25 protein-coding genes are annotated in these 21,911 nt (G+C 61.8%); all 25 read left to right on the top strand.

Annotated features, from left to right (window positions below):
* Positions 1-2: 2 nt before the first annotated feature.
* Positions 3-857, top strand: coding sequence for a hydroxymethylglutaryl-CoA lyase (locus tag J7392_RS13295; RefSeq protein WP_209218001.1), 855 nt, complete (start codon positions 3-5; stop codon positions 855-857).
* 1 nt (position 858) lies between these two features.
* Positions 859-1,641, top strand: coding sequence for a crotonase/enoyl-CoA hydratase family protein (locus J7392_RS13300; protein ID WP_209218003.1), 783 nt, complete (start codon positions 859-861; stop codon positions 1,639-1,641).
* Positions 1,642-1,803: 162 nt separating this feature from the next.
* Positions 1,804-2,169 (top strand): NADH-quinone oxidoreductase subunit A, encoded by a 366-nt coding sequence (locus tag J7392_RS13305; RefSeq protein WP_067263411.1) that lies wholly within the window; start codon positions 1,804-1,806, stop codon positions 2,167-2,169.
* Positions 2,160-2,774: an NADH-quinone oxidoreductase subunit B gene (locus J7392_RS13310; RefSeq protein ID WP_231886322.1), complete on the top strand. Its 615-nt coding sequence runs from the start codon at positions 2,160-2,162 to the stop codon at positions 2,772-2,774. Before J7392_RS13305 ends, J7392_RS13310 begins: the two co-directional genes overlap by 10 nt.
* A gap of 101 nt (positions 2,775-2,875) precedes the next feature.
* Positions 2,876-3,505 carry an NADH-quinone oxidoreductase subunit C gene (locus tag J7392_RS13315; protein WP_136720172.1) on the top strand — a complete coding sequence of 210 codons (630 nt, stop codon included), beginning with the start codon at positions 2,876-2,878 and terminating at the stop codon, positions 3,503-3,505.
* Complete coding sequence (locus tag J7392_RS13320) at positions 3,505-3,678, top strand: hypothetical protein (protein ID WP_169306047.1); 174 nt, start codon at positions 3,505-3,507, stop codon at positions 3,676-3,678. Before J7392_RS13315 ends, J7392_RS13320 begins: the two co-directional genes overlap by 1 nt.
* Positions 3,678-4,922 carry an NADH-quinone oxidoreductase subunit D gene (locus J7392_RS13325; RefSeq protein WP_209218005.1) on the top strand — a complete coding sequence of 415 codons (1,245 nt, stop codon included), beginning with the start codon at positions 3,678-3,680 and terminating at the stop codon, positions 4,920-4,922. The genes J7392_RS13320 and J7392_RS13325 overlap by 1 nt, the downstream gene beginning before the upstream one ends.
* A 79-nt stretch (positions 4,923-5,001) precedes the next feature.
* A complete protein-coding gene (locus J7392_RS13330) occupies positions 5,002-6,153 on the top strand; it encodes an NADH-quinone oxidoreductase subunit E (RefSeq protein ID WP_209218006.1) in 1,152 nt (383 codons plus the stop codon).
* A gap of 92 nt (positions 6,154-6,245) precedes the next feature.
* Positions 6,246-7,118 (top strand): hypothetical protein, encoded by an 873-nt coding sequence (locus J7392_RS13335; RefSeq protein WP_209218007.1) that lies wholly within the window; start codon positions 6,246-6,248, stop codon positions 7,116-7,118.
* Between the two features lie 18 nt (positions 7,119-7,136).
* Positions 7,137-7,370, top strand: a complete 234-nt coding sequence (locus tag J7392_RS13340) for a DUF5337 domain-containing protein (protein ID WP_067263425.1) — start codon at positions 7,137-7,139, stop codon at positions 7,368-7,370.
* Positions 7,371-7,375: 5 nt separating this feature from the next.
* Positions 7,376-8,671: an NADH-quinone oxidoreductase subunit NuoF gene (gene nuoF / locus J7392_RS13345; protein ID WP_209218008.1), complete on the top strand. Its 1,296-nt coding sequence runs from the start codon at positions 7,376-7,378 to the stop codon at positions 8,669-8,671.
* A 138-nt stretch (positions 8,672-8,809) separates the two neighbouring features.
* The gene (locus tag J7392_RS13350) at positions 8,810-9,136 is read left to right on the top strand and encodes a hypothetical protein (RefSeq protein WP_209218009.1); all 327 of its coding nucleotides are present in this window, start codon (positions 8,810-8,812) and stop codon (positions 9,134-9,136) included.
* 120 nt (positions 9,137-9,256) lie between these two features.
* Entirely contained in the window at positions 9,257-9,667 is a 411-nt protein-coding gene (locus J7392_RS13355; RefSeq protein WP_067263433.1) for a DUF5333 domain-containing protein, read from the top strand.
* Between the two features lie 4 nt (positions 9,668-9,671).
* Entirely contained in the window at positions 9,672-11,687 is a 2,016-nt protein-coding gene (gene nuoG, locus J7392_RS13360; RefSeq protein ID WP_209218010.1) for an NADH-quinone oxidoreductase subunit NuoG, read from the top strand.
* Positions 11,688-11,692: 5 nt separating this feature from the next.
* Positions 11,693-12,067 (top strand): hypothetical protein, encoded by a 375-nt coding sequence (locus tag J7392_RS13365; protein ID WP_209218011.1) that lies wholly within the window; start codon positions 11,693-11,695, stop codon positions 12,065-12,067.
* Between the two features lie 6 nt (positions 12,068-12,073).
* On the top strand, positions 12,074-13,114 hold the full coding sequence (gene nuoH / locus J7392_RS13370; RefSeq protein WP_067263452.1) for an NADH-quinone oxidoreductase subunit NuoH: 1,041 nt from the start codon (positions 12,074-12,076) through the stop codon (positions 13,112-13,114).
* A 1-nt stretch (position 13,115) separates the two neighbouring features.
* The gene (gene nuoI / locus J7392_RS13375) at positions 13,116-13,610 is read left to right on the top strand and encodes an NADH-quinone oxidoreductase subunit NuoI (RefSeq protein WP_067263454.1); all 495 of its coding nucleotides are present in this window, start codon (positions 13,116-13,118) and stop codon (positions 13,608-13,610) included.
* The gene (locus J7392_RS13380) at positions 13,607-14,023 is read left to right on the top strand and encodes a carboxymuconolactone decarboxylase family protein (protein WP_209218012.1); all 417 of its coding nucleotides are present in this window, start codon (positions 13,607-13,609) and stop codon (positions 14,021-14,023) included. Before nuoI ends, J7392_RS13380 begins: the two co-directional genes overlap by 4 nt.
* Positions 14,020-14,622 carry an NADH-quinone oxidoreductase subunit J gene (locus tag J7392_RS13385; RefSeq protein WP_067268146.1) on the top strand — a complete coding sequence of 201 codons (603 nt, stop codon included), beginning with the start codon at positions 14,020-14,022 and terminating at the stop codon, positions 14,620-14,622. Before J7392_RS13380 ends, J7392_RS13385 begins: the two co-directional genes overlap by 4 nt.
* Positions 14,623-14,883: 261 nt before the next feature.
* Complete coding sequence (nuoK, locus tag J7392_RS13390; RefSeq protein ID WP_007119508.1) at positions 14,884-15,189, top strand: NADH-quinone oxidoreductase subunit NuoK; 306 nt, start codon at positions 14,884-14,886, stop codon at positions 15,187-15,189.
* A gap of 4 nt (positions 15,190-15,193) precedes the next feature.
* Positions 15,194-17,326 (top strand): NADH-quinone oxidoreductase subunit L, encoded by a 2,133-nt coding sequence (nuoL, locus tag J7392_RS13395; protein WP_209218014.1) that lies wholly within the window; start codon positions 15,194-15,196, stop codon positions 17,324-17,326.
* Positions 17,326-18,888, top strand: coding sequence for an NADH-quinone oxidoreductase subunit M (locus J7392_RS13400; RefSeq protein ID WP_209218015.1), 1,563 nt, complete (start codon positions 17,326-17,328; stop codon positions 18,886-18,888). Before nuoL ends, J7392_RS13400 begins: the two co-directional genes overlap by 1 nt.
* 14 nt (positions 18,889-18,902) lie before the next feature.
* On the top strand, positions 18,903-20,348 hold the full coding sequence (gene nuoN, locus J7392_RS13405; RefSeq protein ID WP_209218017.1) for an NADH-quinone oxidoreductase subunit NuoN: 1,446 nt from the start codon (positions 18,903-18,905) through the stop codon (positions 20,346-20,348).
* A gap of 32 nt (positions 20,349-20,380) precedes the next feature.
* Positions 20,381-21,112 carry a biotin--[acetyl-CoA-carboxylase] ligase gene (locus J7392_RS13410; RefSeq protein ID WP_209218018.1) on the top strand — a complete coding sequence of 244 codons (732 nt, stop codon included), beginning with the start codon at positions 20,381-20,383 and terminating at the stop codon, positions 21,110-21,112.
* A 21-nt stretch (positions 21,113-21,133) separates the two neighbouring features.
* Positions 21,134-21,910: a type III pantothenate kinase gene (locus J7392_RS13415; RefSeq protein WP_209218020.1), complete on the top strand. Its 777-nt coding sequence runs from the start codon at positions 21,134-21,136 to the stop codon at positions 21,908-21,910.
* Position 21,911: the final 1 nt, after the last annotated feature.

Raw genomic sequence — 21,911 nt, forward strand, 5'->3', positions numbered from 1 at the left:
CAATGAGCCTTGGACCATGTGAGATTTTCGAGGTCGGCCCGCGGGACGGTCTGCAGAACGAGAAACGCGAGATCCCCGTGGCCGAGAAGGTGGCGCTGGCGGACAAGCTGAGCCAAGCGGGCTTTGCCCGCATCGAATGCGCCAGTTTCGTCAGCCCCAAATGGGTGCCACAGATGGCCGGTTCGGGCGAGGTGCTGGAGCAGATCTCCCGTGCCGAGGGCGTGCGCTATGCGGCGCTGACGCCCAACATGCGCGGCTATGAGGATGCGGTGGCGGCCCGCGCCGACGAGGTGGCGATCTTCGCCTCCGCTTCCGAAGGTTTCAGCCAGAAGAACATCAACGCCAGCATCGACGAGGCCTTCGAGCGTTTCGCGCCGATCCTTGAAGAGGCGCGGCACGTGGACATTCCGGTGCGCGGCTATGTTTCCTGCGTGGTGGAATGCCCCTATGACGGCAAGGTCGATCCCGGCGAAGTGGCCCGCGTGGCCGACAAGCTCTTTGCCATGGGCTGCTACGAGATTTCCCTCGGCGATACCATCGGCGCCGGCACGCCCGACAGCATCGCGCGGATGCTGCTTTCGGTGCGCGACGTGGTCCCGGCGGGGCGGCTCGCGGGGCATTACCATGACACCCACGGGCGGGCGATGGCCAATATCGACGCCTCATTGTCGATGGGCCTGCGGGTCTTCGACGCGGCGGTCGGTGGCTTGGGCGGCTGTCCCTATGCGCCGGGGGCGGCGGGCAATGTCGCCACCGAGGCGGTGAACGAACATCTGACGGCGCTTGGCTACGACACCGGCGTCGATCAGGCGGTGGTGCTGGAGGCCGCCGAAATGGCACGGGCAATGCGAGGCTGACATGTACGAGACTTTGACGATCGAAACCGACGCGCGCGGGGTGGCGACGCTCACCCTGAACCGGCCAGAGAAACACAACGCCATGTCGGCGCAGATGCTGGCCGACCTGACCGCGGCGGCGGGCAAGCTGGCCGAGGATGACGCGGTGCGCGTGGTGGTACTGACCGGCGCGGGCAAATCCTTCTGCGCGGGCGGCGATCTGGGCTGGATGCGCGACCAGCGCGATATGGATGCCGAGACACGCTCGGCCGAGGCGGGTAAGCTGGCGACGATGCTGGGCGCGCTCAACGCGCTGCCGAAGCCGGTGATCGGCAAGCTACAAGGCAACGCCTTTGGCGGCGGCGTCGGCATGGCCTCGGTCTGCGACGTGGCCGTGGGGGTCGATACGCTGAAGATGGGCTTCACCGAGACCCGTCTGGGCATCATCCCGGCCACAATCGGGCCCTATGTGCTGGCGCGGATGGGCGAGGGGCGCGCGCGGCGGGTCTTCATGTCGGCGCGTCTGTTCGATGCGGCGGAGGCTGTCGATCTGGGGCTGTTGGCCCGCGCCGTACCGGCCGAGGAGTTGGACGCGGCAGTCGAGGCCGAGGCCGTGCCTTACCTCTCCTGCGCGCCGGGGGCGGTGGCGGCGGCCAAGAAGCTGGCGCAAGACTTGGGTGGAATCGCCACGCCCGAGGCGGTGGAAATGTCCATCAACGCCCTCGCGGCGCGTTGGGAAACCGATGAGGCCGCCGAGGGAATCGGTGCCTTCTTTGATAAGCGCAAAGCCGCTTGGGTGGTCTAGCTCAAGGCTTTGGCGAAATGGCTCTATTGCGGGCCCGTGGGCGGCATTAACCGGGCTTGGCCCGTTGACCCTACCCACGGGCAGAGTTAAACCCGTTCCAAGTTTGTCTGCGCGGGCTTTTGGCCTTTGCCTCATGACGCGCACCGCGAAAGGAGCATCCCCTTGGACGACATGCTGCGGGAATACCTGCCCATCCTCGTTTTTCTGGCCGTGGCGATTGGCCTTGGCCTTGTGCTGATCCTCGCCGCCGTGGTCGTGGCCGTGCGCAATCCCGACCCGGAGAAGGTCTCGGCCTATGAATGCGGGTTCAACGCATTCGACGATGCGCGGATGAAGTTTGACGTGCGTTTCTATCTGGTCTCGATCCTCTTCATCATTTTCGACCTCGAAATCGCCTTCCTCTTCCCATGGGCCGTGGCCTTCAAAGAGGTGAGCATGGTGGGCTTTTGGTCGATGATGGTGTTCTTGGGCGTGCTGACGGCGGGCTTCGCCTATGAATGGAAGAAGGGAGCGCTGGAATGGCAGTAAAAGATGACGCACTCGTCACCCCGGTGATGGGCGATGGCCACCAAAGCCCACGGGTGAAATCCGGTGCCTCCGCCCCTGCGGCCTACGGCCAATATGGCGCGGGGCCGGACCCTGAGTTCGCCACCCAGAGCCTGAATGCCGAGTTGCAGGACAAGGGGTTCCTGCTGACCTCGACCGAAGACATCATCAACTGGGCCCGCACGGGCAGCTTGCACTGGATGACCTTCGGTCTGGCCTGCTGCGCGGTTGAGATGATGCACAGCTCCATGCCGCGCTATGACCTTGAGCGTTTCGGCACAGCACCACGCGCCTCTCCGCGCCAGTCGGACCTGATGATCGTCGCGGGCACGCTGACCAACAAGATGGCCCCGGCGCTGCGCAAGGTCTATGACCAGATGCCCGAGCCGCGCTATGTAATCTCGATGGGGTCCTGCGCCAATGGCGGTGGTTACTATCACTACAGCTATTCTGTCGTGCGCGGCTGTGACCGCATCGTGCCAGTCGATGTCTATGTGCCCGGCTGCCCGCCGACGGCGGAAGCACTGCTTTATGGTATCCTCCAGTTGCAGCGCAAAATTCGCCGCACCGGGACGATCGTGCGCTAAGGCAACCGCCTGCGCCGCAAGCGGGGCAGGCAGAAGGACAAAGCGCCAGAGGCGCGGGACAGTGAGATGGCGTTGATCGGCGCGTGGAAGGAAGATTTGCGATGAGCGAACAACTGCAGGAACTTGGGGCCTATATCGAAGCCAAACGCCCCGATTGCGTGCTCGGATGGGATGTCACCAAGGGTGAGTTGAACATGGATGTGGCGCTGGCCAATGTCGCCGGGCTTGTCGAGTTCCTCAAAGGTGATCCGACCTGCCGCTTCTCGACTTTGGTGGACATTACGGCGGTGGATTATCCGGGCCGGGCCAAGCGCTTTGACGTGGTTTACCACTTCCTGTCGATGTACCAGAACCAGCGCATTCGCCTGCGCGCCGCCGCGCGGGAGAAGGACATGGTGCCCTCGATCACCGGCGTGCATCCCAGTGCCGATTGGTTCGAGCGTGAAGTCTTTGACATGTTCGGCATCCTCTTTTCCGGCCACCCGGACCTGCGCCGTATCCTCACGGACTATGGTTTCCGCGGGCACCCGCTGCGCAAGGATTTTCCGACCACGGGCTATACCGAGGTGCGCTATGACGAAGGCGCCAAACGCGTGGTCTATGAGCCTGTGAGCCTCGTTCAGGAATACCGCCAGTTCGACTTCATGTCGCCATGGGAAGGGGCCGATTACATCCTGCCCGGCGACGACAAGTCGGCACCCGACGGTCATGTGAGCAAGGACGCGAAGTAATGGGCGGGCTTTGGTGGCTGATCCTCTCGGCGCTGACCGCCATTCCGATGGTCAAACTGCTGCCGTTCTTCGGCATCAACAAATACTGGGCGGTGGCCTGTCTGATCCCGCTGGGCACGATTGCCCTGCTGTGGTGGATGGGCATGAAGCTGCAAGAACTGGAGAAACGGTAATGGACGGCGACATTCGCACAAAAGCCTTTGACGACGGGTCGACCGACTTTGAGTCCGGCGAGCAGAAGATTCGCAACTTCAACATCAACTTCGGCCCGCAACACCCTGCCGCACACGGGGTTTTGCGTCTGGTGCTTGAGCTTGACGGTGAGGTGGTAGAGCGTTGCGACCCCCATATCGGCCTGCTGCACCGTGGCACCGAAAAGCTGATGGAAAGCCGCACCTACCTGCAAAACCTGCCGTATTTTGACCGGCTGGATTACGTGGCCCCGATGAACCAAGAGCACGCTTGGTGTCTGGCCATCGAAAAGCTGACCGACACGGTGGTGCCGCGCCGTGCCTCGCTGATCCGCGTGCTGTTCTCGGAAATCGGGCGCATTCTGAACCACCTTCTCAACATCACCACGCAGGCGCTGGACGTGGGCGCGCTGACGCCGCCGCTCTGGGGCTTTGAAGAGCGTGAGAGCCTGATGATCTTTTACGAGCGGGCCTGCGGCGCGCGTCTGCACGCGGCGTACTTCCGCCCCGGCGGCGTCCACCAAGACCTGCCACCGGCGCTGCTGGACGATATCGAAGCTTGGTGTGAACAGTTCCTCAAAAAGTTCATGGTCGACATCGATGAGCTGCTGACCGAGAACCGCATCTTCAAACAGCGCAACGTCGACATCGGCATCGTGACCGAGGAGGACATCCTCAACTACGGCTTCAGCGGTGTGATGGTGCGCGGGTCGGGCTTTGCTTGGGACCTGCGTCGCGCGCAGCCCTATGAATGCTACGATGAATTCGACTTCCAGATCCCCGTGGGCAAGAACGGCGACTGCTTTGACCGCTACCTCTGCCGGATGGAAGAGATGCGCCAGTCGATCTACATCATCCAGCAGGCGATCGAGAAGCTGCGCGCCCCCGAAGGGCAGGGCGATGTGCTGGCCCGGGGCAAGATCACCCCGCCATCGCGCACCGCGATGAAGACCGACATGGAAAGCCTGATCCACCACTTCAAGCTTTACACCGAAGGGTTCCACGTCCCCAAGGGCGAGGTTTACTGCGCCGTCGAAGCGCCCAAGGGCGAGTTTGGCGTCTACCTCGTGGCCGATGGCTCCAACAAACCCTATCGCTCCAAAATCCGCGCGCCGGGCTTCTTGCACTTGCAGGCGATGGACCATGTGGCCAGCGGTCACCAGCTTGCCGATGTGGCCGCGATCATCGGCACCATGGACGTCGTCTTTGGAGAGATTGACCGGTGATGCCGCTGGCGTCACCCCGTTTTGAAGAAATTTACGCCGGGGGCATCATTGGCCTCCGCCTGACCATAGGTTCGAACTAATGCTCCGCCGTCTACACCCTGACCAGCCCGACAGTTTTGCCTTCACGCCCGCCAACCAAGAATGGGCCGAAGCGCAGATCACCAAATACCCCGAAGGCCGTCAGGCCAGCGCGATCATCCCGCTTTTGTGGCGCGCGCAGGAGCAAGAGGGCTGGTTGACCCGCCCCGCGATCGAACATGTCTCGGAGATGCTGGGCATGGCCTATATCCGGGGCCTCGAAGTGGCGACATTCTACTTCATGTTTCAGCTGCAACCTGTTGGTTCCGTTGCACATATTCAGGTTTGCGGCACCACATCCTGCATGATCTGCGGGGCCGAGGATTTGGTCGCCGTCTGCAAAGAACGTATTGCCGCCAAGCCGCATGAGTTGTCGGCAGACGGACGTTTTTCTTGGGAAGAGGTCGAATGCCTCGGCGCCTGTTCCAACGCCCCCATGGCGCAGATCGGCAAGGACTATTACGAAGACCTGACCACCGCGCGGCTGAACGAAATCCTTGATGAGTTGAGCGACGGGCGCGTGCCCGTGCCCGGGCCTCAGAACGGGCGCTATGCCTCCGAGCCTCTGGGCGGTTTGACCAGCCTCACGGATCACGAAAGCGGGCGCACGCAGTATAACGCCAGCGCGCAAGCGGCGGTCGATATCGGCGATACGGTCAAGCGCATCGACGGCACCGAGGTGCCGCTGCTGACCCCATGGCAGCGCAAGCCCGACGCGCCGCAGCCTGAAACCGTGGAAGAGGTCGAAGCCGAAGAGCCGCGTCCCGCCGAGGGCGAAAGCGCCGACAAGACCGGTATCACCGAGCAGGAGGCCGAGGCCGCCTCGAAAAGCAAGCCGCGTTCCAAGCGCGACCCCGCGGGTGAAACCGTCGATGCCGCCGAGGCCGAGACCGACACCCCCGCGACGCCCGGCCAAAAGCCTGCGCAATTGGACGGCCCGCGTGAGGGCGAGGCGGATGATCTGAAAAAGATCAAAGGCGTCGGTCCGAAGCTGGAGCAGATGCTCAACGGCATGGGTTTCTATCACTTTGATCAGATCGCCCAATGGGGCCCTGAGGAGGTCGCTTGGGTCGACCAGAACCTCGAAGGGTTCAAAGGCCGCGTCAGCCGCGACAATTGGGTAGAGCAGGCCGCGCGCCTCGCAGAAGAATAAGACGGAGATTAACATCGGGCCAAGGACGGCACCCACACCACCCCGCAGAGCCATAAGCCGCATCGCCCACATCAAGGGAGAGAAGGACAGTCATGACGGATATTTCGGAACGAGAAGCCTGCACCAAGCGCTGCTGGTGGCTGGGTGCCGGTGTCGGTTTGCTCGTGGCATTCCTGTTGCTGGCTTTCGGCATCTGGGGTCTGTTGATGTCTATTTTGGCCGGTGTGCTGGTGGCGGTGATTGTGGGCTATCTGGCCATGACCCTGCTGTGCAAAGACGTGCCAGCCGCCGCACCGCAAGACAGCACCCGCAGCGCGGCGGCAGCATCGGTTGCGGCGGCACCGACGGCATCGGACAGCGTCTCGCCAGCGGTAGGCACCGTCCCAGCCGGTGACGCGGGCATCGGGGCTGCGCGAAAGGCCAGCGCGCCGGTTGAGCCTGTGGCAGAGACACCGCCGAATGCGCCCGTGGCCGATACGGCTGCCGTTGAGGCCGCGCCGGATGATGTTGCCGAGGTCGATGTGACGGGCGAGGAAGAACCCGCCGAAACCTCCGAGGAAACAGTGCCGACGCCGCCCGTGGCCGACACAGCCGCCGTTGAAGCTGCCCCGGAACAGGTTGTCGAAGCCGAAGAGGCGCCCGCGGTGGTGACCACCCCGGAAGAGACCGTCGAAACCGCGCCCAAGGGGGCGACAGGTGGCGCATGGACTGATGGAAAACCCGCGCTGCTGGATGCACCCCGTGCGGGCGGGGCGGATGACCTCAAGCGCATTGGCGGCATCGGGCCGAAGCTGGAGCAGACGCTGAATGAATTGGGCATCTTCCATTTCGACCAGATCGCGGCGCTTCAGGGTGAGGAGATCGATTGGGTCGATTCCCGCCTGCGTTTCAAGGGCCGTATCCGGCGCGACGATTGGATCGGTCAGGCCAAGGCACTTGCCAGTGACGGCAAGGCCGAGGGCTGATCGGGGTAAGAGAGAGACATGAGCGAAGCCGAAGACAGAGCGCTTGCCCGCAAGGGCCGCACCGCAGGGCTGGTCATTGCCGTGACCATGTGCTTGTGGCTGGCCATGCAATGGGCCGGCCCGGCGCTCGGCCTGCCGGGGCGTTATGCGCTGCTCTTCGACTTTGCTGCACTGGCCGCGCTTTTCTGGGCGATGGTCGTGATATATCAAATGTGGCAGGCCCGCCGGGCCAGCCGTGAGAACCAAAGGTAGGCATCATGCTTCAGGACAAAGACCGCATTTTTACCAACATCTACGGCATGCATGACCGCACCCTGAAAGGCGCGCAGGCGCGCGGCCATTGGGATGGCACCGCCGGGATCATTCAAAAGGGCCGCGATTGGATCGTCGACCAGATGAAAGCCTCTGGCCTGCGGGGCCGGGGTGGGGCGGGCTTCCCCACGGGGCTCAAGTGGTCCTTCATGCCGAAGGAAAGCGATGGCCGCCCGGCCTATCTTGTGGTCAACGCCGACGAATCCGAGCCGGGCACCTGCAAGGACCGCGAGATCATGCGCCACGATCCGCATACGCTGATCGAAGGCTGCCTGATCGCCTCTTTCGCGATGAACGCGCACACCTGCTATATCTACCTGCGCGGCGAATACATCCGCGAGCGCGAAGCCCTGCAGGCCGCGATTGATGAAGCCTATGAGGCCGGTCTGGTGGGCAAGAACGCCAGCAAATCGGGCTGGGATTTCGATATCTACCTGCACCACGGGGCAGGGGCCTATATTTGCGGCGAAGAAACCGCGCTGCTGGAAAGCCTCGAAGGCAAGAAGGGCATGCCCCGGATGAAACCGCCGTTCCCGGCGGGCGCGGGCCTCTACGGTTGCCCGACCACGGTGAACAACGTCGAATCCATCGCCGTGGTGCCGACGATCCTACGCCGTGGCCCTGAGTGGTTCGCGGGCTTTGGCCGCGCCAATAACGCGGGCACCAAGCTCTTTGCGATCTCGGGTCATGTGAACAATCCCTGCGTCGTTGAAGAGGCGATGTCGATCTCCTTTGAAGAGTTGATCGAGACGCATTGCGGCGGCATTCGCGGCGGCTGGGACAACCTCAAGGCGGTGATCCCCGGCGGGTCGTCGGTGCCGCTGATCCCCGGCAAGGATATGCGCGACGCGATCATGGATTTCGACTACCTGCGCGAGCAGCGTTCGGGCCTCGGCACCGCGGCGGTGATCGTGATGGACAACTCGACGGACGTGATTAAGGCGATCTGGCGGCTGTCGAAGTTCTACAAACACGAAAGCTGCGGTCAGTGCACGCCCTGCCGCGAAGGCACCGGTTGGATGATGCGGGTGATGGACCGTCTGGTCTCGGGCGATGCCGAGCCGGAAGAGATCGACATGCTGCTCGACGTGACCAAACAGGTCGAGGGCCACACGATCTGCGCGCTCGGCGATGCGGCGGCTTGGCCGATCCAAGGTCTGATCCGCCACTTCCGCGATGAGATCGAAGATCGGATCAAACACAAGCGCACGGGCCGCGTTAGCGCGGTCGCGGCAGAGTGAAACCCTGCGCGGCGGCGGGCCTCACCGGCTTGACGCGTGACGCAGGAGCGGCGATAGCGGGCGCGCGTCAGGCGCGTCCGTCCACAACAGGCGCGGGGCGATCGGCAAGGCCGGGCGATGGCGCAGCGGAGTAGGTCTATGAAATATGCTTTGACGGTTCTGACGCTCAGCGCCCTGCTGGCGGGCTGCGCCAATGATGGTGAGCGGATTGCCTTTGACGGGCAGTATTTCAATACCAAACTGCGCAAGGTCGACGGCCAGCGGGATGTCTTTCAAGTGACGGTCAAGGACGCCGGAAAATCAATCGACGGCGCCCGCGCGGCGGCGCGCTATGAGGCGGTGAAATACTGTGTCGGCAACTACGGCAACTCGAAGATCGACTGGACCTTTGGCCCCGATGCCCCGGCAAGCGCGCTGCGGTTCGATGGCGGGGCACTGACCTTTCAGGGGCGCTGCCCCCAGTGATCACATCGGCGGCATATCGCGGGCCTGCGGGCCTTGGGGGCGGTGATATTGAATATCACGGCCTGCAATCTCCATCTGTCAGACGGGCCGTTCCGGCCCGCTGCATGAAGGAGAATTGATATGCGCACCCTGATGATCGCCGTGATGGGCCTGAGCCTGACCGCCGCCACCGTGACACCGGTCGCCGCAAAACCGCCATTGCGCGAGGTGGCCGCCATCGACGATGCACTCTTGGACATGGGCGTCGCCGACATCATCCGCAAAAACTGCCCCGACATCAGCGCGCGGATGCTGCGCGCGGTCAAGATGGCTTGGGACTTGAAAGGCAAGGCAACCGATCTGGGCTACTCCGACGCCGAGATCGACGCCTATATTGATAGTGACGCTGAAAAAGCGCGCATGAGAGCGCGGGGCGCCGCGTTTTTCAAGGCCAAGGGGGTCGATACTTCGGACCCGCAAAGCTATTGTGCGCTTGGACGCGAAGAGATTCAAAAATCGAGCCGGATCGGTTCGTTACTGAAGGCAAAGTGAGCTTATGAGCGATATCCGCAAGATCATCATCGACGGTAAGGAAGTCGAAGTCGAAGGGGCGATGACGCTCATTCAGGCCTGCGAGCAGGTTGGCATCGAGGTGCCGCGCTTCTGTTACCACGAGCGTCTGTCGATCGCCGGTAACTGCCGGATGTGTCTTGTGGAAGTCGTCGGCGGGCCGCCCAAGCCCGCCGCCTCCTGCGCCATGCAGGTGCGCGACCTGCGCCCCGGGCCGGAAGGCCAGCCGCCGGTCGTGAAAACCAACTCGCCCATGGTCAAGAAGGCCCGCGAAGGGGTGATGGAGTTCCTGCTCATCAACCACCCGCTGGATTGCCCGATCTGCGATCAGGGCGGTGAGTGCGATCTGCAGGATCAGGCGATGGCCTACGGCGTCGATTTCTCGCGCTACCGCGAGCCCAAGCGCGCGACCGAAGATCTCGATCTCGGCCCGCTGGTAGAAACCCATATGACGCGCTGCATTTCCTGCACCCGCTGCGTGCGCTTCACCACCGAAGTCGCGGGCCAGCATGTGATGGGCCAGACCGGCCGCGGCGAGGATGCGGAGATCACGACCTATCTCGGCGCGCTGATCGACAGCAACCTGTCGGGCAACATCATCGACCTTTGCCCGGTGGGCGCGCTGGTGTCCAAACCCTACGCCTTCACCGCGCGCCCGTGGGAGCTCAGCAAGACCGAGAGCATCGACGTGATGGATGCCCTCGGCTCCAACATCCGCGTCGACACCAAGGGCCGCGAAGTGATGCGCTTCCTGCCGCGCAACCACGACGGCGTGAACGAGGAGTGGATTTCGGACAAGACCCGCTTCGTTTGGGACGGTCTGCGCCGCCAGCGTCTTGACACACCTTACATCCGGGAGAACGGCAAGCTGCGCAAAGCCAGCTGGCCCGAGGCGCTGAATTCTGCCGCCGCCGCGATGAAGGGCAAGAAGCTTGCCGGTCTCATTGGCGATCTGGCCCCGGTGGAAGCGGCCTTTGCCCTGAAACAGCTGATCGAAGGGCAGGGCGGTGTCGTCGAATGCCGCACCGATGGCGCGAAACTGCCCGCGGGCAACCGTTTCGGCTATGTCGGCAACGCCCGGATCGAGGATCTGGATGATGCCAAGATGATCCAGCTCATCGGCACGAACCCCGCCGTCGAGGCGCCGGTGCTGAATGCGCGTATCCGTAAGGCATGGAGCAATGGCGCCGAGATCGGCTTGATCGGCGAAGCGGCTGATCTGACCTATCCGCATCACCATCTGGGCAACGACCGCGCCACGCTCGACAAGCTGATGGGCAGCGACTTCGACGAAGTGCTGGAGCAGCCTTCGGTGATCGTCGTGGGCCAAGGCGCGCTGCGCGAAGCCGATGGTTCGGCGGTTCTGGCGAAAGCGATGGAACTGGCCGGGAAGACCAAGAGCAAGCTGATGGTCCTGCACACCGCCGCCTCGCGCGTCGGCGCGATGGACATCGGTGCCGTGGCCGAAAACGGTATGGACGATGTGAACGCGGCGGAGGTGATCTACAACCTCGGCGCTGATGAGATCGAGATCGGCGAAGGCCCCTTCGTGATCTACCAAGGCAGCCATGGCGACCGCGGCGCGCATCGTGCCGACATCATTCTCCCGGGGGCGGCCTATACCGAGGAGCCGGGGCTTTTCGTCAATACCGAGGGCCGTCCGCAGCTGGCGCTGCGCGCAGGCTTTGCACCGGGGCAGGCGAAAGAGAATTGGGCGATTCTTCGGGCACTTTCGGCTGAGATGGGCGCGCAACTGGGCTATGATTCCATTGCCGAACTGCGCCGCAAGCTGGTCGAGGCCGTGCCGCATCTGGCGAATGTCGATGAGGTGCCGGAAAACGAATGGAACGCGTTGCCTGCGGGCAAGCTGGGCAATGCGTCTTTCGCGCCTGCGGTGCGTGACTTCTATCTCTCCAACCCGATCGCGCGGGCCAGCCAGTTGATGGCGGAACTGTCGGCACTGGCCGCCGCGCGCCGGGCCGAGCCGATGGCGGCGGAGTGAGAACAATGGCGCTGGCCCCCTTGATGCTACTGGCCGCCTGCGAACCGCAGGTGCCGGTGGCCGAGGATTTTATCCCCGATTACAAGGGGGTCGAAACCCAGCTTTTGGACGGTGATTTGGTGCAGTTTAACGTGGCCATGACTAAGGCGTTGTCGAACCAAGACGTGTCGGATTACGCCGAATGTGCCGCCGCGCAATACACGCTGATCCGGGGCTACGGTTTTGCGCGTCATGTGAGGACAAATGTGAGCGAAGAGGGTGGCATATGGCGGGCAGATGCTGTTTACACAATCTCGCCGAGCCTGCCCAAAGGCTTGAAGACAATTGATGCCGAAGTGACCGCGTTTCAATGCGCGGAACGCGGCATTCCGACGGTGTGAGGACTTATGGCTGATTTCTTTTACACGACCGGGCTTGGCATTGCCCTGCTGACGGTTGGGCAGGTGTTGCTGCTGGTGGTGCCGTTGCTGCTGGCGCTGGCCTTCCTCATGTATGCCGACCGCAAGATCTGGGCCGCCGTGATGATGCGCCGCGGCCCCAACGTTGTGGGCGTCTTCGGCCTGCTGCAGAGTTTTGCCGACTTCCTCAAATATATCGTTAAGGAAGTGGTGGTTCCGGCGGGCGCAGACAAGGGGGTCTTCTTCCTCGCGCCGATGATTTCCTTCGTCATGGCAATGATCGCCTGGGCGGTGATCCCGTTTAACGACGGTTGGATCCTGTCGGACATCAACGTGGCGATCCTCTATGTCTTCGCCGTCTCCTCGCTCGAGGTTTACGGCGTGATCATGGGCGGTTGGGCGTCGAACTCGAAATATCCCTTCTTGGGCTCTTTGCGTTCTGCCGCGCAGATGATTTCCTATGAGGTCTCGATTGGCCTGATCATCATCGGCGTGATCCTCTCGACCGGGTCGATGAACTTCTCCTCCATCGTGGCGGCGCAGGATGGCGACTGGGGTCTGCTGAACTGGTACTTCCTGCCGCATTTCCCGATGTTGATCCTGTTCTTCATCTCGGCGCTGGCAGAGACCAACCGCCCGCCCTTCGACCTGCCGGAAGCGGAATCGGAACTGGTGGCGGGGTATCAGGTGGAATATTCCTCGACGCCCTTCCTGCTCTTCATGATTGGCGAGCTGGTGGCCGTGGTGCTGATGTGCGCGCTGGTGTCGCTGATGTTCTTCGGTGGCTGGCTGTCGCCGGTGCCGTTCCTGCCCGATGGCTTCTTCTGGATGTTCATCAAGATGCTGATGGTCTTCTTCATGTTTGCCATGGTGAAGGCTATCACGCCGCGCTACCGCTATGACCAGCTGATGCGGCTGGGGTGGAAAGTCTTCCTTCCCTTCTCGCTCTTCTGGGTGGTCTTCGTGGCATTCGCTGCAAAATTCGATTGGTTCTGGGGCATCTACGCCCGCTGGACCGTAGGGGGCTGATATGGCTGCGACTGATTACACCCGCGCCGCGAAATATTTCCTGCTGGCAGATTACGCCAAGGCGTTCATGCTGGGGATGCGCTATTTCTTTGCGCCGAAAACCACGCTGAACTACCCGCATGAGAAGGGGCCGTTGTCGCCCCGCTTCCGTGGGGAGCATGCGCTGCGCCGTTATCCCAATGGGGAGGAACGCTGCATTGCCTGTAAGCTTTGCGAAGCGATCTGCCCCGCGCAGGCGATCACCATCGACGCCGAGGCGCGCGAGGACGGCAGCCGCCGCACAACGCGCTATGACATCGACATGACCAAATGCATCTACTGCGGTTTCTGCCAAGAAGCCTGCCCGGTGGATGCCATTGTCGAAGGCCCGAACTTCGAATTCTCGACCGAGACCCGCGAAGAGCTTTACTACGACAAGGCCAAGCTTTTGGACAACGGCGAACGCTGGGAAGCCGAGATTGCCCGCAACCTCGAAATGGACGCGCCCTACAGATGAGCGACCCCAAGAACCCTTTTGATGCGATGATGAAGCAAGCGCAGGAGATGGCGAAAGCCTTTCCAGCGATGGATGCTTTTTCGCCCAAAGGGTTCGAGGCGATGATGGGCACGATGCCGAAGGACATGATGGACTTCTGGTTCGGCGACACGGTCAACAAGGGCGGGCTGGACGCGCGGACGCGGCTGCTTCTGACCCTCGCGGGGCTGACCATGCAGGGCGCGCAGAATGATATGGCCCTTCGCCAAACCGTGCGCCACGCGCGCGAGGCGGGGGCCACGAAACAACATATCGTCGAGACGATCAGCCAGATGTCGGTCTTTGCCGGGCTTCCCGCGATGACCCGGGCCTTGGAACTGGCGCAATCGGTCCTTGACGACGAACAAGACACCAAGAAGGAAGACGGCGCATGACGGTCTTTTCATTTTACCTCTTCGCGATCAGCGTCATCACCGGCGGGCTGTTTACGGTGATTAGCCGCAATCCGGTGCATTCGGTGCTCTGGCTGATCCTGTCCTTCCTTTCGGCGGCGGGGCTCTTTGTTCTGCTCGGCGCGGAGTTCGTGGCGATGCTGCTGGTCATCGTCTATGTGGGCGCGGTGGCGGTGCTCTTCCTCTTCGTCGTCATGATGCTCGACGTGGACTTCGCCGAACTCAAGGCCGAGATGGCGCGCTACATGCCGCTGGCGCTGCTGATCGGGCTGGTGATTTTGATGCAATTCGTCATGGCCTTCGGCGCATGGGAGCAGAGCGCGGCGGCAGAGAGCCTGCGGGCCAATGCAATTGATCCCGCGCGGTTCAACACCGAAGCCCTCGGCCTGCTGCTCTATGACCGTTACTTCCTGCTGTTCCAACTGGCAGGTCTGATCCTGCTGGTGGCGATGATCGGGGCGATCGTGCTGACATTGCGTCACCGTAAGGATGTGAAGCGCCAAGACGTGGTGGCCCAGATGATGCGCGACCCGGCCAAGGCGATGGAGCTGCGGGACGTGAAGTCGGGGCAGGGCCTGTAACAAACGGAATTTTTTGAAAATTCCGGGGCCGTTCTCTTTGAAAGAGAACGGCTGAACCAAGAGAGAGAAGGGACGTCGAAATGTCGAGAACAACAATCGTGGTACTGGTCGTGGTGTTGATCGTCGTGTTTTTCGGCGGCTACAGCTTTATCGGCTAAACCCTCGGCAATCCCGGTGGCAGCCGGGGCAAAGTGATACTAAAAGCCCCCTCAGATGGGGCGCGACCAAAGCCCATCAAGGGGCGGGAACGTAAGGGACGACATGATCGGACTTGAGCATTACCTGACAGTGGCGGCGACGCTGTTTGTCATCGGCATCTTCGGGCTATTCCTGAACCGCAAGAACGTGATCATTCTGCTGATGAGCATCGAATTGATGCTGCTCGCGGTGAACATCAACCTCGTCGCCTTTTCCAGCTTCCTTGGCGATCTGACGGGGCAGGTCTTCACGCTTTTCGTGCTCACCGTCGCTGCCGCCGAGGCTGCCATCGGCCTCGCCATTTTGGTCTGTTTCTTCCGCAACCGTGGCTCGATCGCGGTGGAAGATGTCAACGTGATGAAGGGCTGAGGCAATGGAAACCACGATCCTATTCGCCCCGCTGGTGGGTGCCATCCTCTGCGGTTTCGGCTGGAAGATCACCGGTGAGAAGGCCGCCCAGTGGATCGCCACCGGGCTGCTATTCCTTGCCGCCTTCCTGTCTTGGGTGGTGTTCCTGACGCTGGACGGCCCGACCGAGCAAATCCAGATCCTGCGCTTTATCGAAAGCGGCACGCTGAGCACCGATTGGGCGATCCGCATGGACCGTTTGACCGCGCTGATGCTGATCGTCATCACCACGGTATCGAGCCTCGTGCACCTCTACTCCTTCGGCTACATGGCCCACGATGAGAACTTCCGCGATAACGAGAGCTATCGCGCCAGGTTCTTCGCCTATCTGTCGTTCTTTACCTTCGCGATGTTGATGCTGGTGACAGCCGACAACCTCGTGCAGATGTTCTTTGGTTGGGAGGGCGTCGGTGTCGCCTCCTACCTGCTGATCGGTTTCTACTTCCGCAAGCCAAGCGCCAATGCCGCCGCGATGAAAGCCTTTGTCGTCAACCGGGTGGGGGACTTTGCTTTCCTGCTGGGTATCTTCGGCCTCTATATGCTGACGGACTCGATCCGCTTTGACGATATCTTTGCCGCGGCACCCGACTTGGCCGAGCAGACGGTGACTTTCCTGTGGAACGATTGGAATGCGGCAAACCTGATCGCCTTCCTGCTGTTCCTTGGGGCGATGGGTAAATCGGCGCAACTGTTCCTGCACACTTGGCTCCCCGACGCGATGGAAGGCCCGACCCCGGTGTCGGCGCTGATCCACGCGGCGACCATGGTGACCGCGGGTGTCTTCCTTGTTTGCCGCATGTCGCCGGTGATGGAATTCGCACCCGAAGCGATGGCATTCGTCACCGTGATCGGTGCCACCACCGCCTTTGTCGCGGCGACCATCGGCCTTGTGCAAACCGACATCAAACGTGTGATCGCCTATTCGACCATGTCGCAGCTTGGCTATATGTTCGTGGCGGCGGGCGTGGGCATGTACTCGGCGGCGATGTTCCACCTGTTCACACACGCCTTCTTTAAGGCGATGCTGTTCTTGGGCGCGGGCTCGGTCATTCACGCGATGCACCACGAGCAAGACATGACCAACTACGGCGGTCTGCGGAAGAAAATCCCCTATACCTTCTGGGCGATGATGATCGGCACGCTGGCCATCACCGGCGTCGGCATTCCGCTCACGCATATCGGTTTCGCGGGCTTCCTGTCGAAGGACGCGATTATCGAGAGCGCTTGGGGCGGTGGGTCTATGTATGGCTTCTGGCTTCTTGTGATCGCCGCGGCGATGACGAGCTTCTACAGCTGGCGCCTTATCTTCCTGACCTTCTTTGGGAAGCCGCGCGGCAACAAACACACGCATGAGCATGCGCATGAAAGCCCGATGGTCATGCTGATCCCGCTTGGTGTTCTGGCGCTCGGCTCGGTCTTTGCCGGGATGATCTGGTACGGCAGCTTCTTTGGTCATGCGGATCAGGTCGGCAAGTTCTATGGCATCCCGATGGCCGAGATGGCAGGCCACGGCGACGATCATGTCGAAGGGGCCGAGGATGACCACGGCGCAACTGGTCCGGTTGATGGCGACCATGGCGCGGATGCGCTGGTCGAAGGCCACCAAGACGCAGGCACCCATCACGAAGCCTTTGGCGGTGCGCCGGGCGAGGGGGCGCTTTACTTCGCACCCGACAACCATGTGCTGGAAGATGCCCATGCCGCGCCGAAATGGGTCAAGGTCTCGCCCTTCATCGCGATGCTGGCCGGTCTGGTCATGGCCCTGTGGTTCTATATCTGGAGCCCGACCGTCCCGGGACGGCTGGCGGCAAACCAACGCCCGCTTTACCTGTTCCTGAAAAACAAATGGTACTTTGATGAGGTTTACGACGTGATTTTCGTGCGTCCTGCCAAAACGATCGGCCGGTTCCTGTGGAAACGCGGCGATGGCACTGTGATCGACGGCACGCTCAATGGCGTCGCCATGGGGATCATCCCCTTCTTCACCCGCCTCGCGGGTAAGGCTCAGACGGGCTATATCTTCACCTATGCCTTCGCCATGGTGATCGGCATCGCCGTTCTGGTGACATGGATGACGATGAGCGGAGGAGCGAACTGATGGATACGCATCTGCTTTCAATCATCACATTCATTCCGGCATTCGCAGCGCTGATCCTCGCGGTCTTCTTGCGGGGCGACGATGCCGCCGCCGGGCGCAATGCGAAATGGTTGGCCTTCATCACCACGACGGTCACCTTCCTGATCTCGCTTTTCGTGCTGTTCGAGTTCGACCCGTCGAACACCGATTTCCAATTCGTGGATGAGGCCGACTGGCTTCTCGGCCTGAAGTACCGCCTCGGCGTCGACGGCATCTCGATTCTTTTCGTGATGCTCACGACCTTCATGATGCCGCTGGTCATCGCGGCAAGCTGGAACGTCGAGCATCGCGTTAAGGAATACATGATCGCCTTCCTGCTCTTGGAGACCCTGATGCTGGGCGTCTTCATGGCGCTGGATCTGGTGCTCTTCTACCTCTTCTTCGAAGCGGGCCTGATCCCGATGTTCCTGATCATCGGCATCTGGGGCGGGAAAGAGCGTATCTACGCGAGCTTTAAGTTCTTCCTCTACACCTTCCTCGGCTCGGTGCTGATGCTGGTCGCGATGGTGGCGATGTTCACCGAAGCGGGCACCACCTGCATCGGCGGCTGCGAGATCAGCCTGCTCACGCATAACTTCGGCTCCGAAAGCTTCGAGGTTCTGGGCATCCAGATCGTCGGCGGCATGCAGACGCTGATGTTCCTCGCCTTCTTCGCCAGCTTCGCGGTGAAAATGCCGATGTGGCCGGTGCACACATGGCTGCCCGACGCCCACGTTCAGGCGCCGACGGCAGGCTCCGTGGTGCTGGCAGCGATCCTGCTCAAGATGGGCGGCTACGGCTTCTTGCGCTTCTCCTTGCCGATGTTCCCAGTGGGGGCCGAGGTGATGACGCCGCTGATCCTGTGGATGTCGGCCATTGCCATCGTCTATACCTCGCTGGTGGCGCTGGTGCAGCAGGACATGAAAAAGCTGATCGCCTATTCCTCGGTCGCGCATATGGGTTTCGTGACCATGGGTATCTTTGCGGCCAATCAGCAGGGTGTCGATGGGGCGATCTTCCAGATGATCAGCCATGGTTTCATCTCAGGCGCGCTCTTCCTCAGCGTCGGCGTGATCTATGACCGGATGCACACCCGTGAGATCGACGCTTATGGCGGTCTGGTGAACCGGATGCCCGCCTATGCGCTGGTCTTCATGTTCTTCACCATGGCCAATGTGGGCCTTCCGGGCACATCGGGTTTCGTGGGTGAATTCCTGACGCTGATGGCGACCTTCCAAGTGAACACTTGGGTGGCGGCTGTGGCGACTACGGGGGTGATCTTCTCCGCCGCCTATGCGCTGTGGCTCTACCGCCGCGTGGTGATGGGTGACCTGATCAAGGAAAGCCTCAAGGCGATCACCGACATGACCCCGCGTGAGAAGTGGATCATTGCCCCGCTGGTGGCGATGACCCTGATCCTCGGCGTCTACCCGGCGCTGGTGCTGGACATGATCGGGCCCTCCGTGGCGGCCCTGATTGAAAATTACGACATGGCGCTGGAGGCGGCTGATACCGCCGTGCAGACCGCCGATGCCTCGCATTAAGAAGGACTTGGCGCATGATATCCGCTGATCTGAACATCATTCTGCCTGAGATCGTCCTTGCGGGGTTTGCCCTGCTTGGCCTTCTCGGCGCGGTCTATACGTCGAAAGACAAGGCCGCCGGGGTGCTCGTCTGGGTGACCGCGGTGGTGATGGTGCTGCTGGCCGGTTGGGTGGCCATGTCTGGCGACGGCACCACCAATATCGCCTTCCACGGCATGTTCATCGAGGACACTTTCGCACGTTTCGCCAAGGTGACGATCCTGCTTTCGGCCGCGGCCGTCTTGGTCATGTCGGAAAACTATATGAAACTGCGCGGCTTGCTGCGGTTCGAGTATCCGATGCTTGTCGCCTTGGCTGTCGTTGGCATGATGATGATGGTCTCCGCCGGCGACCTGATGGCCCTCTACATGGGCCTCGAGCTGCAATCGCTGGCGCTTTATGTCGTGGCCTCCCTGCGCCGCGACTCGGTTAAGTCCACGGAAGCGGGTTTGAAGTATTTCGTACTCGGCGCACTCAGCTCGGGCCTGCTGCTCTATGGCGCATCGCTGGTCTATGGCTACGCCGGGACCACGCTGTTCGCGGGCATCATCACCACGGCGCAGACGGGCGGCACATCGCTTGGCCTGCTCTTTGGTCTGGTCTTCCTAATCTCGGGCCTTGCCTTCAAAGTCTCCGCCGTGCCCTTCCACATGTGGACACCGGACGTCTATGAGGGCGCGCCCACGCCGATCGCGGCCTTCTTTGCCACGGCCCCTAAGGTCGCGGCGATGGGTCTCTTCGCCCGGGTGATGCATGACGCCTTTGGCCAGATCGTCAGCGATTGGACCCAGATCGTCGCGCTGCTGTCGGTATTGTCGATGTTCTTTGGCTCGGTCGCGGCGATCGGTCAGACCAACATCAAACGTCTGATGGCCTTCTCCTCCATCGCGCATATTGGCTATGCGCTGATGGGGCTGGCCGCAGGCACCGCCTTTGGCGTGCAGGCGATGCTGGTCTATATGGCGATCTATGTGACCATGAACCTCGGCACCTTCGCCTTTATTCTGTTGATGCAGAAAGACGGCGCGCCGGTGACCGATATCACCCTGCTCAACATGTATGCCAAGACCAACCCGGGCCGGGCGCTGGCGATGCTGGTGCTGCTGTTCAGCCTTGCGGGCGTGCCGCCGATGCTGGGCTTCTTCGGCAAGTTCTATGTGCTGCGCGCGGCCTATGACGCCAATATGACATGGCTGGCCATCGCGGGCGTGATCGCCAGTGTGATCGGTGCCTATTACTACCTGCGCATCGTCTTTTACATGTACTTCGGCGAAGAGCGTTCGGACACGCTCGACCACCAAAACGGCGGCGTGCTGACCGTGGTGCTGATGGCCTCTGCCGTCATCATGATCGTCGGCATTGCCAATATGTTCGGCGTCGAAGGCTTGGCCGCATCGGCGGCGGCATCGCTGGTGAACTGAGCGGTGCGGCACGAGATCGGCCAGAGACGCGCATGACCCCTTGGCCGGAAGGCTATGGCCGGCGCGTCTATGACACGCTCGATTCCACCCTCTCAGAGGCGGCGCGGTTACAGCAAGAGCTGACCGCGCCGACTTGGATCTTGGCGCTGGAGCAGACGGCGGCGCGCGGGCGTCGGGGGAGGAGCTGGGCAACCCCCCGCGGCAATTTCGCGGCCACCCTGATGATGCCGCGCAAAGAGCCGCCGGGCGTTGCCGCGCTGCGCTCTTTCGTGGCCTCGCTCGCGCTTTACCGTGCATTCGTGGCTGTGACGGGGCGGGAGGACGCTTTTGCGCTCAAGTGGCCGAATGACGTTCTGCTGCGCGGGGGCAAGGTCGCTGGCATCCTGCTTGAAAGCGTAGGTGAGCATTTGGCCATCGGCATCGGCGTGAACCTTGCCCATGGACCGGCGGCGGACAGCCTTGAAGCGCGCGCCTTACCTGCGGTGACCCTGCGCGAAGCGGGGGCGAACGTGAGCGCAGAAGAGTTCCTCGACGTGCTTGCGCGGGAATACGCCGGTCTGGAAGAGCAGTTCACGACCTATGGGTTCAGCACGATCCGCAGCGCATGGCTCGCCCATGCCGCGCGGCTCGGAGAGGTCATCACCGCGCGCACCATGCGCGACGAGATGACCGGCGTTTTCGAAGATGTAGACAGCGCAGGCAATCTGATCCTGCGCACCCGCGACGGCCCGGTGCCCATCACCGCGGCGGACGTGTTTTTCTAAAATCGGGGGAGGGGAGGCACCATGCTTCTGGCAATCGACTGCGGCAATACCAACACCGTTTTCTCTATCTGGGATGGGGACGCGTTCATCGCCACATGGCGCACGTCAACCGAATGGAAACGCACCGCCGACCAATATTACGTTTGGCTCAACACATTGATGCGGCTTCAGAATATCGACGCCGACATCACCGATATGATCATCAGCTCGACGGTGCCGCGGGTGGTGTTCAACCTGCGTGTTCTGGCGGATCGCTACTTTAACACGCGGCCCTTCGTTGTCGGGAAACCGGGCTGTGCACTGCCCATCGACGTGCGTGTGGACGAGGGCACGCAGGTCGGCCCGGACCGGTTGGTGAACACCGTGGCGGGCTATGACCTCTATGGCGGCGACCTGATTGTGGTGGATTTCGGCACGGCCACGACCTTTGACGTGGTGGCCGATGACGGGGCATATATCGGGGGGGTGATCGCGCCGGGGGTGAACCTCAGCCTAGAGGCGCTGCACAACGCAGCCGCCGCCCTGCCGCATGTCGATATCTCGAAACCGCCCTCCGTCATTGGCACCAATACGGTGGCCTGCATGCAGTCCGGTGTCTTTTGGGGTTATGTCGGGCTGGTTCGTGAGATATGTGAGCGGATAAGGGCGGAACGTGCAAGACCCATGCGCGTTATCGCCACGGGGGGTCTGGCACCGCTGTTTCAGCAGGCAGTCGACCTGTTCGATGATTATCAAGATGAACTCACGATGCACGGGCTGACCGTGATCCACGATTATAATAAGGACAAAGCTGAATAAT

This window comes from Sulfitobacter sp. R18_1, from assembly GCF_017743915.1.
Classification (GTDB): domain Bacteria; phylum Pseudomonadota; class Alphaproteobacteria; order Rhodobacterales; family Rhodobacteraceae; genus Sulfitobacter; species Sulfitobacter faviae.

Excerpts from the sequence above, each read along its gene's own strand:
- J7392_RS13295 (WP_209218001.1), top strand. The coding sequence starts at position 3 with ATGAGCCTTGGACCATGTGAGATTTTCGAGGTCGGCCCGCGGGACGGT.
- J7392_RS13300 (WP_209218003.1), top strand. The coding sequence starts at position 859 with ATGTACGAGACTTTGACGATCGAAACCGACGCGCGCGGGGTGGCGACG.
- J7392_RS13310 (WP_231886322.1), top strand. The coding sequence starts at position 2,160 with ATGGCAGTAAAAGATGACGCACTCGTCACCCCGGTGATGGGCGATGGC.
- J7392_RS13315 (WP_136720172.1), top strand. The coding sequence starts at position 2,876 with ATGAGCGAACAACTGCAGGAACTTGGGGCCTATATCGAAGCCAAACGC.
- J7392_RS13320 (WP_169306047.1), top strand. The coding sequence starts at position 3,505 with ATGGGCGGGCTTTGGTGGCTGATCCTCTCGGCGCTGACCGCCATTCCG.
- J7392_RS13325 (WP_209218005.1), top strand. The coding sequence starts at position 3,678 with ATGGACGGCGACATTCGCACAAAAGCCTTTGACGACGGGTCGACCGAC.
- J7392_RS13330 (WP_209218006.1), top strand. The coding sequence starts at position 5,002 with ATGCTCCGCCGTCTACACCCTGACCAGCCCGACAGTTTTGCCTTCACG.
- J7392_RS13335 (WP_209218007.1), top strand. The coding sequence starts at position 6,246 with ATGACGGATATTTCGGAACGAGAAGCCTGCACCAAGCGCTGCTGGTGG.
- J7392_RS13340 (WP_067263425.1), top strand. The coding sequence starts at position 7,137 with ATGAGCGAAGCCGAAGACAGAGCGCTTGCCCGCAAGGGCCGCACCGCA.
- nuoF (WP_209218008.1), top strand. The coding sequence starts at position 7,376 with ATGCTTCAGGACAAAGACCGCATTTTTACCAACATCTACGGCATGCAT.
- J7392_RS13350 (WP_209218009.1), top strand. The coding sequence starts at position 8,810 with ATGAAATATGCTTTGACGGTTCTGACGCTCAGCGCCCTGCTGGCGGGC.
- J7392_RS13355 (WP_067263433.1), top strand. The coding sequence starts at position 9,257 with ATGCGCACCCTGATGATCGCCGTGATGGGCCTGAGCCTGACCGCCGCC.
- nuoG (WP_209218010.1), top strand. The coding sequence starts at position 9,672 with ATGAGCGATATCCGCAAGATCATCATCGACGGTAAGGAAGTCGAAGTC.
- J7392_RS13365 (WP_209218011.1), top strand. The coding sequence starts at position 11,693 with ATGGCGCTGGCCCCCTTGATGCTACTGGCCGCCTGCGAACCGCAGGTG.
- nuoH (WP_067263452.1), top strand. The coding sequence starts at position 12,074 with ATGGCTGATTTCTTTTACACGACCGGGCTTGGCATTGCCCTGCTGACG.
- nuoI (WP_067263454.1), top strand. The coding sequence starts at position 13,116 with ATGGCTGCGACTGATTACACCCGCGCCGCGAAATATTTCCTGCTGGCA.
- J7392_RS13380 (WP_209218012.1), top strand. The coding sequence starts at position 13,607 with ATGAGCGACCCCAAGAACCCTTTTGATGCGATGATGAAGCAAGCGCAG.
- J7392_RS13385 (WP_067268146.1), top strand. The coding sequence starts at position 14,020 with ATGACGGTCTTTTCATTTTACCTCTTCGCGATCAGCGTCATCACCGGC.
- nuoK (WP_007119508.1), top strand. The coding sequence starts at position 14,884 with ATGATCGGACTTGAGCATTACCTGACAGTGGCGGCGACGCTGTTTGTC.
- nuoL (WP_209218014.1), top strand. The coding sequence starts at position 15,194 with ATGGAAACCACGATCCTATTCGCCCCGCTGGTGGGTGCCATCCTCTGC.
- J7392_RS13400 (WP_209218015.1), top strand. The coding sequence starts at position 17,326 with ATGGATACGCATCTGCTTTCAATCATCACATTCATTCCGGCATTCGCA.
- nuoN (WP_209218017.1), top strand. The coding sequence starts at position 18,903 with ATGATATCCGCTGATCTGAACATCATTCTGCCTGAGATCGTCCTTGCG.
- J7392_RS13410 (WP_209218018.1), top strand. The coding sequence starts at position 20,381 with ATGACCCCTTGGCCGGAAGGCTATGGCCGGCGCGTCTATGACACGCTC.
- J7392_RS13415 (WP_209218020.1), top strand. The coding sequence starts at position 21,134 with ATGCTTCTGGCAATCGACTGCGGCAATACCAACACCGTTTTCTCTATC.